Origin of the sequence: Acidiphilium sp. 34-64-41 (genome assembly GCF_002282635.1) — a bacterium.
In the GTDB taxonomy this organism is placed as follows: Bacteria; Pseudomonadota; Alphaproteobacteria; order Acetobacterales; family Acetobacteraceae; genus Acidiphilium; species Acidiphilium rubrum.
The window spans coordinates 12,521-26,084 of the sequence record NZ_NCJX01000034.1 but is presented as its reverse complement, the minus strand read 5'-3'; the positions used below and the strand labels follow the sequence as shown (position 1 = coordinate 26,084).

The window sequence follows — 13,564 nt, the reverse complement described above, 5'->3', positions numbered from 1 at the left end:
GGGACACCTCTGGCCCCTTTATGGCGGGGATGATCGGGCTCAACCATCCGTCCGGCGTGATCGAACCGATCGGTCAGGCCGATCGATGCCGCCGGTTTTGCGCGGCTTCGCAGATCGCCGCGACCAGGGCATCGACATCGGTTTCGGTAGTGCGGTGATTGACGATGGCGGCGCGCAGCACACGCTTGCCACCGATCAGCGTGGTCGAGACGACGAATTGCCCCGCCTCCTGCAGATCGGCCGCGAGATCGCTGTTCAGCCCATCGAGGTCCGGCCCGCCGTCGTCATAACGAAAACACACGATGTTCAGTGCGACCGGGGCGGCGAGGACCAGCAGCGGGCTCGCCGCAAGCGTTGCCGCGAGGCGTTGCGCGAGGTCGCAGCCATGATCGACGATGGCACCCAGCCGCGCGGTGCCATAGGCCTCGAGCGTCATCCACACTTTCAGGGCGCGAAACCCGCGCGACAGATCGGGCCCGAGGTCGCACGGCCAGGGCGCGCCGCCCGCGAGGCCGCGCGCGGTAGTGGTCAAATACGAGGCGGATTGCGCGAAACTATCGAGCATCCATTGTTGCTCGCGCACCAGGATGCAGCCGGAATCATATTGCACCTGCGCCCATTTATGAAAATCGAACGCGACCGAATCCGCCTGCCCGATGCCATCGAGCAGTGCCGCGCGGCTGGGTGACAACGCGAGCAGCGCGCCGAACGCGGCATCGACATGAAACCACAGCCCGTGCCGCGCAGCGACCGCGGCCAGTGCGGCCAGATCATCGATCGCGCCGATATCGACGCTGCCGGCCGTGCCGACCAGCAGAAACGGCGCGCACCCGGCCGCGCGATCGGCGATAATCCGCGCCTCCAGTGCTGCGAGGTCGATCCGCCCCGCATCATCCGTGTCGATCCGGCGCAGCGCGGCGCTGCCCAACCCCGCCATGTCGAACGCCCCGGGCACGCAGCGGTGCACGCCCTCCTGTGCGTAGCCCACCAGCGCGGCACCTTCCACGCCGTCGCGCCGTACAGCGGGGCCGCAGAAGCGCCGCCGCGCGCAGAGCAACGCGATGAAATTGGCGATCGATGATCCGGTCACCATCAGACCGCCGGTGGTCTCCGGCAGGCCGAGCATGGCGGCGGACCAGGCGATCACCTGGCGTTCGACCGCGAGGCCGACGTGATCGCGCCCGCCGCAATTCTCGTTCAGCCCGGCCGCGAGCAATTCCGCCAGCATCCCGACCGGATTGCCGCCGCCCTGCACCCAGCCCATAAAGCGGGGATGGGTGTTGCCCGATGCATAGGGTGCGATGGTTTCGGTGAACCGCGCGTAGGCCGCCTCCGGCCCGGTGCCTGCGACCGGCAGTGCGGCGGTGAAGCCCGACCGGATCGATGGCGGCATCGGGCGCCAGACCGGAGAGGCCGATAATCCCGCCAGCCGGTCGATCATGTCGTCCATCATCCGATGGCCGAGCGCGCGCAGGCCGCTCCAATCGTCAGGGTCGAGTGTGGTCATGCCCGCGTGCTTATCGAGCGGCGGTGCGGCGGTAAAGGGTTGCGCCCGGCCGGTTGCGACGCAATCTGATGTGCGGACATTTGAGGAGACATTCATGCAATACCGTAAACTCGGCGACAGCGATCTGACCGTATCGGACATCGCGCTCGGCTCGTGGCTGACCTATTCCGGCGGCGTCGAAAAGGACCAATCGATCGCCTGCGTCAAACGCGCGCTGGAACTTGGCATCACGCTGATCGACACCGCCAATATCTACGGCAAGGGTGCCGCCGAAACCGTGCTGGGCGAGGCGCTCGCCGGGGTGCGGCGTGATAGCTACGTGCTGGCGACCAAGCTGTTCTTTCCGATGACCGAGACCGACAAGGGCCTGTCGCGCGCGCAGATCGAAAAACAGCTCGATGCGTCGCTCAAACGGCTCCGCGTCGATCATGTCGATCTCTACCAATGCCACCGCTACGACCCCGAAACACCGCTGCATGAAACCATGGAAGCGCTGACCGCAGCGGTGAAATCCGGCAAGACCCGCTATATCGGGTTTTCCGAATGGCCGGTCGAGAAAATCCGCGAAGCGACCGAGATGATGGGGGTTACGAAATTCGTCTCCAGCCAGCCGCAATATTCGATGATCTGGCGCAAGCCGGAAGACGCGGTGATCCCCTATTGCGCCGCCCACGGCATTTCGCAGATCGTCTGGTCCCCGCTCGGCCAGGGTATTCTGACCGGAAAATACCACCCCGGCGCCAAGCCGCCGGCCGGGTCGCGCGCAACCAGCGCCAGCATGGGCCATTTCCTGCAGGATTTGACCGAGCGGCGCGCGGTGCTCGAAGCGGTGCAGGCCATGCAGCCGCTGGCCCAGCAGGCGGGGCTGACGCTCGCGCAATTCGCCCTCGCCTGGGTGCTGCGCGAGCCCAATGTCGCCGCCGCGATCATCGGGGCATCGCGCCCCGCGCAGATCGACGAGAACATCAAGGCGTCGGACGCGAAGGTCGATCCGGCGCTGTTCACCCGCGCCGAAGCGCTGATGATGCCCGCGCTGCAAGCGGCCTGATTAGGGCCGGTTCACCTCGCGATCGAACGGGTGAACCGGCTGATCGTGCGGGCGGATCAGGTAGCGGCGGATGACATCGCCATAGCCCTGGTAGACCAGCCCGCCGTTATCGCGCAGCAGCCGGCTGCGCTCCTGGCGATACCAGCGCGGCAGCCGGTACCAAGGCAGGCCGGGCCGCTCGTGATGCGCGCTGTGCAGATTGTTGAACAGGAACAGCCAGCCGAGCAGCCGGGCGTTTTCGACCACGGCGGTCCGGTGCGCCGCATCGGGTGCGGCGCGGTGCTCAGCGAAGGAGCGGATCAGCAGCAGCGCGGTGCCGGGCAGAATGAACAGCAGCGCGTAGTGCAGCGGGCTGATGCCGCACACCGCGACGAGCCAGACCACGATGAGCGCTGCGATCGGCAGATGCACCGCCCAGGCGGCGCGCACGCCGGGCTCATTGCGCCACAGGCGACCAGACTCATGCCATAAGAACCGCGTGATCATCCAGGGCGGCCCGATCAGCAGCCGCCCGGCCAGCCGTGCCGATCCGTGCACGATGATCCGCGCCGCCGGATGCAGGCGGTGCCAATCGATCGCCGTCCAGTAGTAGGTTTCGGGATCTTCCAGCGGATCGGTCAGATATTCGTTGCGATGATGCGCGATGTGCAGGGTGCGGTACCGATCGAACGGCAGGAACAGCGCGAGCGCGGGCAGGCCGAGCGCCCGATTGACCGCGGCGACGCGGGTCGGATGACCGTGGATCAACTCATGCTGCAACGAGCCATGCCAGGCGATGATCCACGCCCCACCGATCAGCAGCAGCGGCCAGGGAATCGCCCCATGAAACCAGGTCAGGCCGAGCCAGAGCCCGTAAATCACGATCGTCAGTCCCAGCGTCGGCCATTCGATGGCCGGAACGATCTGGGTTGCGTGGGGTTGTTCATGCGGTTTCAAATCGATTGGGAGCATGGGGTCGGTTTAAAATCAGAATGAACTGATGGAAACGTGCGAGTTGTAGACAGAACGCGTCATGTGATGATAATTCACACAGCACGATGATGATGATCCACCATGGTTCCTGATCGCCGGATCGCCGCGCCCGCGTTTCGCGACCGCCTGCTCGACGTGATTGCCCAGCGCGGCATGACGCAGGCGGCGTTTGCCCGCGCCACCGGGCTCGATCGATCGACCTTGACGCAATTGCTCAGCGACCAGACCCCTCGCCTGCCGCGCGCGGAAACGCTGGTGGCGATCGCCACCGCCTGCGGCGTCTCGACCGACTGGCTGCTCGGCCTCAATCTGCGCGAACAGGTGACCCAGGCGAGTTTCGGCGAAATCATGCAGATCGAACCGCATGAGGGTCTGCCGATCGATGACCGGATGTTTCAATGGATGGTCGAGACCGCCGGCAACAAGATCCGCACCGTGCCGGTCGGCTTCCCCGATCTGTTGAAGACCGAGGCCGTGCTGATGCATGAATATCGTCACGCGAGCGGCGATGCGCCGCCCCGCTGGGACAGCGTGACCAGCCGGCTGGAATATCTGCAACGCCCGGAAACCGAAATCGAAGCCTGCGCCGCGGTCCAGGCGATCGAGGAATTCGCCGCCGGCCGGGGTGTCTGGGCCGGTCTGGCGGCGGTTGACCGGGCCGAGCAGATCGCGCGCATCCAGACCCTCAGCCGCGAGCTGTACCCGAGTTTCCGGCTGTTCCTGTTCGACCGGCGCGATTTGTATTCCGTGCCGTTCACCGTGTTCGGCACCACGCGCGCGGCCGTGTTCGTCGGCGGATTTTATTTCGTGTTCACCTGGACCGAGCATATCCGCGCCCTGATCCGCCGGTTCGACCAGCTGGTGCGCGGCGCGGTGGTGCAACCGCCCGACATCGCGGCGTTTTTCTCCAACCTGAAAGTACCCCCGGATTGAGCCAGACCGCCAAGGCGCCGATCGTCGAGCTCGGCGCGCGCCTCAGCATCGATGACCTCAAAGCGCTCGCCCACGGCGGTGCCACGCCCGCGCTCGCATCGCCCGCCGTGCCCCGCATCGCCGCCGGACGCGCGGTGGTCGAGCGCATCGTCGCCGCCGGCATCCCCGCCTATGGCGTGACGACGGGGGTGGGCAGCCAGAAGGATTTCGCGGTCGATCCCGCCACCATCGCCGCCTTCAACGACCGGTTGATCACCGCCCATGCCACGATCGCGCCGGCTCCGCGCGCCAGCCGCGCCGGGGTGCGGGCGGCCCTGGCGATCCAGCTGCACATCATGGCGTCAGGGCGTACCGGCGTGCGGCCGGTCCTGGTCGATGCGCTGCTGGCGCGGTTGCAGGCCGATGACCTGCCGGATGCGGTACTCGGCTCATCGTCGGGCATGTCGGATATCGTTGCGATGAGCCAATTATCGCTCGGCATCATCGGCCGCGCCGGCGTCGGCGCCGGCGGGCGCGGTGCGGCATCGCTCGATGGGCTGGCCGCGAAGGAGGCGCTGTCGCTGCTCAACAGCAACGCCCTCACCCTCGGCCTCGGCAGCCTGGCGCTGGCCGAGGCGCGGCGGCTGTTCGCGGTGCAAAACCTCGTGGCTTGTCTGTCGCTCGAAGGGTTTCAAGGTAATGCGGCGTCCTGGAGCGAGGCGGTCGATCAGGCGCGCGGCCAGCCGGGGCAGAGTGCGGTGGGTCAGCGCCTGCGCGCGGCGCTGGCCGGTGGCGCGCTGCTGGCCGGCGGGGTGAACCGCTTGCTGCAGGACCCGTTGAGCTTTCGCTGCGTGCCGCAAATCCACGGCGCGGCGGCGGCGGCGCTCGATTTCGCGTGGGACGCCTGGGAGCGGGAGTTGAACGCGATCCCCGATAATCCGCTGGTGCTGTGGGGCGATGACGCGCCGGCCCCGTTCATCTCGCACGGCAACATGGACACCACGCTGCTGGCCTTGACGCTCGATACGCTGCGGCTCGCTTTGGCTAGGCTGTGCGATGCCGCGGGCGAGCGCATCCATAAAATCCAATGGGCGCAGTTCAGCGGCTTGCCGACCGGGCTGGCCGGGCACGACTGCCTCGCATCGGTACGGCAGGCGGCGAACCCGGCGGTGCTGAATTTTCGCGGCCAGCTGGGCGACGGGGTCGAGGATGTCGCGGGCAACGCGCCGGTCGCGGTCGATCAGCTCGAACAGATGCTCGCACCGGCGTGGAACCTCGCCACGATCGAGGCGGTCTGTGCCGCCTGGGCGATCGCGCGGCGCGGCATCGCTCCCGCGACGCTGGGTGCCCGCACCGGACCGCTGTTCACCGCCCTGCGGCCGCTGCTGCCGATCGGCGTGGAAGGCGAGGCGATTTTCGACCTGAGTGCGGCGCGCGCCATTGTTATCGCCGCGTCATGAGCGCCGCGCCGGTTGCCAGCCTTGCGATGTACGATCTGCCGCAATTGCGCCCGGCGATCGATCGGCTGTGGCAGGCGATCCGCGACCGGATGCGGGCAGACGGCATCGCACCGGTGCCGGACGCGCTGGCGCATGACCGACCGCTGGAGACGATCTGGCGTGATCCGGCCCTGGTACTGGCGCAGACCTGCGGCCTGCCGTTCATGACCACGCTGCGCGAAACCGTCCGTCTGGTGGCAACCCCGTGCTACGATCTGCCCGGCTGCGATGGGGCGGATTATTGCAGCCTCATCATCGTGCGGTCCGATCATCCGGCCCAGCGCATTGCCGATCTGCGCGGCGGCATCGCCGCGATCAACGGCTGGAACAGCCAATCCGGCATGAGCGCGTTGCGCGCGGTGGTGGCACCGATCGCCGGTGGCCCATCGTTTTTCCGGCGCGTGCTGGTGACCGGCGCGCATCGCGACAGCCTGCGCGCGGTCCGCACCGGTGCGGCCGATATCGCCGCGATCGATTGCGTGACGCACGGGCTTTTGGCTGATCACGCACCCGGCGAATGCGCCGGCATCCGCGTCCTGTGCCGCTCCCCCACCACGCCCGGTCTGCCCCTGGTCACCGCCGCCGCGACGCAAGATGAGGTGGTGCAGCGCATGATCGCGGCGCTGGATTCGGTGATGGACGATCCGTCACTGGCCAGTGTCCGCGCGATCCTGCATATCAAAGGGATCGCGCGGCTTACCGCCGCCGATTACGCGCCGATCCGCACGATGGGCGAAGCCGCCGCGGCGCTGGTCTACCCTTTACTCCGCTGAGCGAGGAGACTGGTTTGAAAATCGATCCGCACCGATTCCGCATCAAACCCGGCGACACCGTCCGGCTGCACAAGCTGCCAACCGAAATCGAGCCGTTTTTCGATTCGAAGAAGAGCTACAAAAAACTGCTGTCCGACCATGTCGATCAGCTGAGCGCCTTGCAACAGCTCCTCTACGCCTCGAACCGCCACGCGATCCTGCTGATCTTTCAGGCGATGGACGCGGCCGGCAAGGACGGCGTGATCAAGCACGTGATGTCGGGCGTCAATCCGCAGGGCTGCCAGGTGTTCAGCTTCAAGCACCCGAGCGCGCTGGAACAGCAGCATGATTTTCTGTGGCGCACCACCCGCAACCTGCCCGAACGCGGCCGGATTGGCATATTCAACCGCTCCTATTACGAGGAAGTGCTGATCACCCGGGTGCATCCTGACATTCTGACCAGCGAGGCCCTGCCCGACCCGCCGCCGGACAATCCGCACGACATGGGCGCGTTCTGGGATACCCGCTATCGCTCGATCAACGATCTGGAGCATCACCTGACGCTGAACGGCACCAGAATCATCAAATTCTTCCTGCACCTGTCCAAAGATGAACAGCGCAAGCGCTTACTCGCACGGATCGACGATCCGGCAAAGAACTGGAAATTCAGCACCGCCGACATCGAGGAACGCGGCTTCTGGGACCAGTATCAGGCCGCCTACGAAGCCTGCCTCGATGCGACCAGCACCGCCGAGGCGCCCTGGTACGTCGTGCCGGCCGATGACAAACACAACGCCCGTCTCATCGTGTCACAGATCATTCTCGATACGCTGACCGCGCTCGATATGAACTACCCGCGCACCGACCACGCACGGCGCGCCGCCCTGCTCGATATCCGCAAACAATTGCTCGCCTGACGCTGTCGATGGATGGGGGGGCATCCACGCCAGCATCACTGCACCTGCGGGCTGGGCAGTGGCATGGTGCCAAGGGTCTGGCCGGGCACGGCCGGTGGGCCGACCAGCGCGGGGCTGGCGCCGGTGGCCGGGGCCGAGCCGCCGAGCGGTTGTGCCACGATACCGTTATTGGCGTTGTAGGTGGGCGGCAGGGTGGACGCGGCGGGGGCCATGCCGGGCGTGGGGCTATAGGCGAGCCAGTCGGGCAGGCTCTTCTGGATCTGGTATTGGAGTTCGACGTTCATATCCGCCATCATGCGCTTGGTCAGCGCATACAGGGCGGCGCGCATCCGATCGGGCGTTTCGTTGGAGGGCGCGGTTTCGCTGCGCGACACCGTGGCATCGGCATAGCCGACCCGCTGGCCGTTGCTGGTATTGACGCTGAGTTCCACCGTCATGGTGCCTTCAAGATTATCGCCCACCTGTTCGAGCGCCGCGCGCTTGATGGTGAACGTCGCCGCACCCGGGCTGCCATCGCCGATCAATCGTTCGCGGGCCATGCGCTCGAGCACGGCGGCCGGCGCCTCGGGCGCATCCGCGATCATCTGCGCGGCGTTGGGGCCCGGCAGATATTCATCGCGCACCGAAACGCTGGCAACCTTCAGGGTGATCTGCGGCAAATAGGTGTATTGCAGTTCGGGAAAACTGGTCTGCACCGGTGGACCGCTCGAACATGCAGCCAGGCCGAGTGGGGCTGCCAAGGCAAGGAATACGGCGAGACTGATCGGTTTCATGGTTGGTCCTCCCGGCGTTCGGCTGGTTCGGCGGGCGCGATATCGGCCCGCGGGAAGCGGAAATCGACGTTGCAGAATTCGCATGTCATGGTGATGTCGCCATCGATCGTCATGTGATCGAGGTCGTCTTCGGAAAACCCGTGCAGCACGTCGGAAAGCCGGGCGCGCGAGCAGCGGCAGCCATAGGCGAGCGGGCGGGGGCGATCGACCGCGACACCCTCACCATGAAACAGGCGGTACAGCAGGCGGTCGGGCGGCAGCGCATCGTCGAGCAATTCCGCCTCGGTGATGGTCGCGGCGAGGATTTTGGCGGTGCGCCAGGATTCCTCCTGCGCCTCTTCCGACAATTCCGGGTCGATGCCGCCGGCGCCCGCGATGCGTTCAATGATCAGCGCGGAAGCCCGCCACCCGGCCGGTGTTTCGGCGCAGGCGAGATGGATGGCGCAGGCGAGCTGTTCGGAGGTTGCGAAATAATGCAGCGCCATGTCGGCCAGCGTATCGCCTTCAAGGCTGACGATGCCCTGGTGACGTTCGGTGTCCGGCCCCTGATCGACGGTGAAGGCGAGGTAGCCATCCCCCATCAACGCGCGCGCGGTGGGCGCTTCGGGCATGGCGGCATCCTCGCCAAGGCGGGCGTAGCCGCGCAGGGCGCCGGCATCGGTACAATCGGCCAGGAGCATCGGCACCGGTCCGTCGCCCTTTGCTTGGAGCGAAAACGTGCCGCTGAATTTCAGCGCGGTAGCCAACCCGGCGACCAGCGCCAAGGCTTCGCCCAGCATGGTGCGCAACGCGTCCGGATGGTCGTGCCGGGTCAGCAGCGCATCCGCCAGCGGTCCAAGCCGGACCAGCCGGCCGCGAACCGGTTGTTTCGGCAGGAAAAACGGCGTGACACCGCGCGGCACCGCAAGGTCGGGCACATCGGGGCGGTTACGGTCGAGAAAATGGGGCAGCGTGCTCATGGCCCATAGATAGAGGCACGCGCGGCATTTTGCCATTGCCCGCGTCGAGCAGGAAGAAAGGTCTTCTTTTTTGAAAAAAAGAAGCAAAAAACTTTCCGACTCAAGGCACGAGCCATGTCACCATCCCAGTCCCAGATCAAAAAAGTTTTTTTGCTTCTTTTTTTACAAAAAAAGAAGTGCTTCATGCCCTCAACGACCCTTCGCGCCCACCCCCCAAGCCCAAAACCACCCGCGCGCCCAACCATTGATCAAACCGCTTGCCCCGCGTGCCGCTGCACGGTAGCGATGCGCCATGACGGAGCATGACGATGGCGATCTGATCGCGGCGATTCACTCTCTAGCGCGCGCGAGCGTGCTGGTGGTCGGTGATCTGATGCTGGATCGTTATGTTTATGGCCGGGTCGAGCGGGTCAGCCCGGAGGCGCCGGTGCCGATTCTCTCGGTGACGCGCGAAATTTCGATGCCCGGCGGCGCGGGCAATGTCGTGCGCAACCTGACAGCGCTGGAAGCGGCCACCGCCTTCGTCTCGGTGGTGGGCGATGATCAGGAAGGCTCCGATCTGACCGCGCTGATCGGCGGGCAACCCAATGTCGAGCCGTGGCTGCTGGTGGAAAACGGCCGCGCCACCACGGTCAAGACCCGCTATATCGCCGCTGGCCAGCATCTGATCCGCGCCGATCGTGAACTGATCACCGCCCTGCCGGCCAAGCTCGGCGAGCGGCTGCTGAAAATCGCCTCGGATGCGATGGCGGCCACCTCGGTCACGGTGCTGTCGGATTATCGCAAAGGGGTGCTGGCACCCGATTTGGCACGCGCGCTGATCGCCAATGCCGCCGCGATCGGGCGAAAAGTGGTGGTCGATCCCAAGGGATCGGACTGGTCGCATTACGCCGGTGCGGATGTGATCACCCCGAACCGGCGGGAACTGGCCGCGGCCACCGGCCTCGATCTCGATGACGAACCCTCGATCGTCGCGGCGGCGCGCGGGCTGATCGCGAAATTCGGGTTCGGCGCGGTGCTGTGCACCCGTGCCGAAGATGGCATGAGCCTGATCACCGCAACCACCGAGCGGCATTATCCGGCCGAGGCGTCCGAAGTGTACGACGTCTCCGGCGCGGGGGACACGGTGGTCGCCGTGCTCGCCGCCGGGCTGGCGGCAGGCCTGTCGCTCGAAGTCGCGGCCCGGCTGTCGAACATCGCGGGCGGGCTGGTGGTCGGCAAGGTCGGCACCGCGGTCGCACGGCCGAACGATCTGATCGATGCGGTCAAGCCAGCATCCGGCGCGCTGCGCAAGGTGGTGACGCGCCAGGTGGCGGCCGAAGCCGCGGAACTGCATCCCGGCCATATCCATCTGCTCGAACAATGCCGCGCCGCGTGCGACCGGTTGATCGTCGGGATCAACGCCGACAACTCGGTGCGCCGCCTCAAAGGGGCAAGCCGCCCGGTGCAGCCCGAAGCCGCCCGCGCCGCAGTGCTCGCCTCGCTCGCCAGCGTCGATCTCGTGGTCATCTACGAGGAAGATACGCCGCTGGAAGTCCTGGATGTCATCCGGCCAGACGTGCTGGTAAAAGGCGCCGACTACACACACGACACCGTGGTCGGCGCGCGCGAAGTCGAATCCTGGGGCGGCAAAGTCATGCTCGCCAACCTGCTGGCCGGCCACTCAACCACAGCCACGGTGCAGCGCTTACGCGGCTGATGCCGGGGGGGAAACTAAGCAAGGCGGGGGGCTCTGCCCCCTCGACCCCCACTAAGGGCTTAGCCCTTAGAACCCGCTAGTTTTAGGCGAGGGGAGGGCGACCCAGGCCAGATCAGTTGAACCACCGAGGCAGCGCCCTCCCCTTGCCTAAAACGAATGGATTTTAAAGGCTCCGCCTTTAACGGGGTCCAGGGGCGGAGGAGCCGAAGGTTCCAGCGATGCTCTTCATCGCTGGAATGGCTCCGGAGGGAGAGCCCCTGGCCTTGCTTACTTTCCCCACCCCCCCGGCATCAGCCACAAAAAAAGGCGCGGACCCAGCGGCCCGCGCCTTTTCGACACCATGCGTTGGGCGTTATTTGCCCGCTTGCCCCGCGGGAGCCGGTGCGGGAGCAGCGCTGGCCGGCGCTGCGGCGGCCGGTGCGCTCGTCATGGTGATCATGGCCGGGTCAGCTTCACCGCTGGCAGCCGGCGAGGTCGGCGAGGCATCGGCAAGCGTGGCCGGGCCTTGCAGGTAGGGGAAGGCTTTGGCCATCTGTGCGCCATACAGCGGCTTGGCGAGCCCCTGGTGGCAGGTCGAGCAATCCACCTTGGCGACATCGCCGGACGGACCGAGAAGATTGTGCGCGAAGGTGGCCGTCAGCGGAACCATGTAGTTGTTGTTCAGCCCGCGCACCATGTGCAGCCCGTAATAGGCCGTCACGCGTTTCGGCGTACTTTCCGACCACGAGCCGAAGTTGCGTGATTCGTGGCAGAATTCGCAATTGACCCCCAGCGAGGTGGCGAAGTTCATCATCAGCGCGTAGGTCCAGTTGGTCTGCTGGATCGACATGCGGTTGCCATCCGGCAGGGCGGTGGTCCCGGCGGTGTTGATCATGGCATTCACGCCGCCCTTGGGCTTGCCGACCAGGAAGGGCGTGAACGGATCATAGGGCAGCGCCGAGCCATCGGCCGCGAGCGAGGGCCGCGCCTCGCCGGTTTCGGTCGCCATCAGCCCGGTCGCGTGCGGCGGCTCGACCGATTTGAACCAGACATATTGCGGGTTGTTGTTACCGCGATGGCAGGTGTAGCAGGTCACGCCCACGTTCTTGACGTGGGATTTCCAGACGGCGTTGGTATAGATCGTCATCTGGATCATGCGGCGGGCGACGCGCTTGGTATATTTCGCATCGGAGGCGAAGTTGCCGCTGACGTGGCAGTAGCCGCAGCCCTGCTTCGGGGCGACCCATTGCGTCATCGACACCATGATGCGGGCAAAGGCGCCGGCGGGCACGTTTTTCAGCACCTGCACGTTCTTGTAGATGCTGCCGGCCGGCGGGCCGGCGTTGTTCTGCGGCAGGGTGGCCGGCGCCTGGTTGATGGCGAAGGCGGCCGCCGTTGCGGCCGGGTTCGAGATCAACTGGATGCCGGTGCCGCGGTAGCCATCCTGTTCGACATGAACCGGCGGGCGTTGCAGGGTGAGCACCGCGAGGACGGCGAGCGCCAGGCCGCCGATCAGGGCGACGAGCGGGATTGTCAGTCTCATTGTTGCGCTCCCGTGCCCGAGGTGATCGGATTGGCGACATGGCCGTAAACATGCGGATAGGGCGGTGCGACGTGATGCTTCACGGCCCAGAGGAACCAGTTATCGACCACCGTGCCGGTGAGCAGAATGCCGATGCCGCCGGTCAGCGTGGTCAGCACCGCGAACCACCAGGCCCAGCGATGGATCGATTCCATCGTGGCGTTGAACCCCATCGTCCAGCGCCAGAACAGAGCGGCGCGCTCCGCGGCGGTACCACGATCGACCGTCTGTTCCACTTCGCGTTCACCGCCGAACCGGCTGACCGCCAGAATGGTCGCGCCGTGCATCGCGAACAGCAGGACCGAACCGTACAGAAACACGATCGAGAGCATATGGAACGGGTCGTAGTACAGATTGCCGTAGCGCAGCGAGAACGAAACCGTCCAGTCCAGGTGCGGAAAGATGCCGAACGGCGGTGCCTCGCCCCAGCTGCCCATCAACAGCGGGCGGATGAAGCCGAGCACCAGATAGAGCCAGATCGCGGAGGCGAACGCCCAGGCCGTGTGCGTGCCAATGCCAAGCTGGCGGGAGCGGCGATAGATGCGCGCCCACCAGAGGATGAGCGAGGTGGTCAGGAAAAACCCGGCCATCAGCCACCAGCCGCCATGCTGCAGCGGCGGCAGGCGCAGCCCGTAGGAGGGTGCCGGCGGTTCGAGCGCAAGCCACGGCAGATCGCGCACGAAGCGGATCGGGTTCCAGTTCACCGAGGCCAGCATGTTGAGGCCGATGATCTCGAACGCGATCACGAACGTCGCGATCGAGGCGATGCCGAGGGTTCCGAGGTAGATCGGCCCGATCTGGGCATTGCCGATCTGGCCCATGAAGTAGCTGAAGAACGGCTTGCCCTGCCGGCCCCAGATGCCGCTGGGGGCGGGCACGCCATCGTGCAGAGGTCCACGGATTTGCACCCGGGTGAAGATGTTCTGGTATTCGGGCATTACAGCCTCCCTACTGACGGGATGTTA

General features: G+C 65.9%; 12 protein-coding genes. 6 read left to right on the top strand and 6 right to left on the bottom strand.

Going from position 1 to position 13,564, the window contains the following annotated elements; all coding sequences use genetic code 11:
- Window positions 1–73: 73 nt before the first annotated feature.
- A complete protein-coding gene (locus B7X49_RS09285) occupies window positions 74–1,507 on the bottom strand; it encodes a pyridoxal-dependent decarboxylase (protein WP_286703221.1) in 1,434 nt (477 codons plus the stop codon).
- A gap of 94 nt (window positions 1,508–1,601) precedes the next feature.
- Between B7X49_RS09285 and B7X49_RS09280 the strand changes: the two genes are divergently transcribed.
- Window positions 1,602–2,555 (top strand): aldo/keto reductase family protein, encoded by a 954-nt coding sequence (locus B7X49_RS09280; protein WP_286703204.1) that lies wholly within the window; start codon window positions 1,602–1,604, stop codon window positions 2,553–2,555.
- On the opposite strand, the gene B7X49_RS09275 is transcribed toward B7X49_RS09280, so the two are convergent.
- Window positions 2,556–3,506: a fatty acid desaturase gene (locus B7X49_RS09275; RefSeq protein WP_286703205.1), complete on the bottom strand. Its 951-nt coding sequence runs from the start codon at window positions 3,504–3,506 to the stop codon at window positions 2,556–2,558. It abuts the gene before it with no gap.
- A gap of 102 nt (window positions 3,507–3,608) precedes the next feature.
- On the opposite strand from B7X49_RS09275, the gene B7X49_RS09270 reads away from it, so the two are divergent.
- The 4 genes from B7X49_RS09270 to B7X49_RS09255 are packed head-to-tail and all read left to right on the top strand — an operon-like array spanning window position 3,609 to window position 7,607.
- The gene (locus tag B7X49_RS09270; RefSeq protein WP_029312407.1) at window positions 3,609–4,460 is read left to right on the top strand and encodes a helix-turn-helix domain-containing protein; all 852 of its coding nucleotides are present in this window, start codon (window positions 3,609–3,611) and stop codon (window positions 4,458–4,460) included.
- Window positions 4,457–5,899, top strand: a complete 1,443-nt coding sequence (locus B7X49_RS09265) for an aromatic amino acid lyase (RefSeq protein ID WP_286839087.1) — start codon at window positions 4,457–4,459, stop codon at window positions 5,897–5,899. Before B7X49_RS09270 ends, B7X49_RS09265 begins: the two co-directional genes overlap by 4 nt.
- On the top strand, window positions 5,896–6,711 hold the full coding sequence (locus tag B7X49_RS09260) for a phosphate/phosphite/phosphonate ABC transporter substrate-binding protein (protein ID WP_286703207.1): 816 nt from the start codon (window positions 5,896–5,898) through the stop codon (window positions 6,709–6,711). The genes B7X49_RS09265 and B7X49_RS09260 overlap by 4 nt, the downstream gene beginning before the upstream one ends.
- A 14-nt stretch (window positions 6,712–6,725) precedes the next feature.
- Window positions 6,726–7,607 (top strand): ADP-polyphosphate phosphotransferase, encoded by an 882-nt coding sequence (locus B7X49_RS09255; protein ID WP_286703208.1) that lies wholly within the window; start codon window positions 6,726–6,728, stop codon window positions 7,605–7,607.
- A gap of 35 nt (window positions 7,608–7,642) precedes the next feature.
- On the opposite strand, the gene B7X49_RS09250 is transcribed toward B7X49_RS09255, so the two are convergent.
- The gene (locus B7X49_RS09250; RefSeq protein ID WP_286703209.1) at window positions 7,643–8,380 is read right to left on the bottom strand and encodes a hypothetical protein; all 738 of its coding nucleotides are present in this window, start codon (window positions 8,378–8,380) and stop codon (window positions 7,643–7,645) included.
- Window positions 8,377–9,339, bottom strand: coding sequence for an Hsp33 family molecular chaperone HslO (locus B7X49_RS09245; RefSeq protein WP_286703210.1), 963 nt, complete (start codon window positions 9,337–9,339; stop codon window positions 8,377–8,379). The genes B7X49_RS09250 and B7X49_RS09245 overlap by 4 nt, the downstream gene beginning before the upstream one ends.
- A 292-nt stretch (window positions 9,340–9,631) precedes the next feature.
- On the opposite strand from B7X49_RS09245, the gene rfaE1 reads away from it, so the two are divergent.
- Window positions 9,632–11,038, top strand: coding sequence for a D-glycero-beta-D-manno-heptose-7-phosphate kinase (gene rfaE1, locus B7X49_RS09240; protein ID WP_286839085.1), 1,407 nt, complete (start codon window positions 9,632–9,634; stop codon window positions 11,036–11,038).
- A 352-nt stretch (window positions 11,039–11,390) separates the two neighbouring features.
- Here the strand turns inward: rfaE1 and pufC are convergent, their stop codons facing one another.
- Both pufC and pufM read right to left on the bottom strand, forming a co-directional pair.
- Window positions 11,391–12,560, bottom strand: coding sequence for a photosynthetic reaction center cytochrome PufC (gene pufC, locus B7X49_RS09235; RefSeq protein ID WP_286703211.1), 1,170 nt, complete (start codon window positions 12,558–12,560; stop codon window positions 11,391–11,393).
- Entirely contained in the window at window positions 12,557–13,537 is a 981-nt protein-coding gene (gene pufM / locus B7X49_RS09230; protein WP_286703212.1) for a photosynthetic reaction center subunit M, read from the bottom strand. The genes pufC and pufM overlap by 4 nt, the downstream gene beginning before the upstream one ends.
- Window positions 13,538–13,564: the final 27 nt, after the last annotated feature.

Bases quoted from the DNA above. Each gene is read 5' to 3' on its own strand.
- B7X49_RS09270 (WP_029312407.1), top strand. From the start codon at position 3,609: ATGGTTCCTGATCGCCGGATCGCCGCGCCCGCGTTTCGCGACCGCCTG.
- B7X49_RS09280 (WP_286703204.1), top strand. From the start codon at position 1,602: ATGCAATACCGTAAACTCGGCGACAGCGATCTGACCGTATCGGACATC.
- B7X49_RS09275 (WP_286703205.1), bottom strand. From the start codon at position 3,506: ATGCTCCCAATCGATTTGAAACCGCATGAACAACCCCACGCAACCCAG.
- B7X49_RS09285 (WP_286703221.1), bottom strand. From the start codon at position 1,507: ATGACCACACTCGACCCTGACGATTGGAGCGGCCTGCGCGCGCTCGGC.
- pufM (WP_286703212.1), bottom strand. From the start codon at position 13,537: ATGCCCGAATACCAGAACATCTTCACCCGGGTGCAAATCCGTGGACCT.
- B7X49_RS09250 (WP_286703209.1), bottom strand. From the start codon at position 8,380: ATGAAACCGATCAGTCTCGCCGTATTCCTTGCCTTGGCAGCCCCACTC.
- B7X49_RS09260 (WP_286703207.1), top strand. From the start codon at position 5,896: ATGAGCGCCGCGCCGGTTGCCAGCCTTGCGATGTACGATCTGCCGCAA.
- rfaE1 (WP_286839085.1), top strand. From the start codon at position 9,632: ATGACGGAGCATGACGATGGCGATCTGATCGCGGCGATTCACTCTCTA.
- B7X49_RS09245 (WP_286703210.1), bottom strand. From the start codon at position 9,339: ATGAGCACGCTGCCCCATTTTCTCGACCGTAACCGCCCCGATGTGCCC.
- pufC (WP_286703211.1), bottom strand. From the start codon at position 12,560: ATGAGACTGACAATCCCGCTCGTCGCCCTGATCGGCGGCCTGGCGCTC.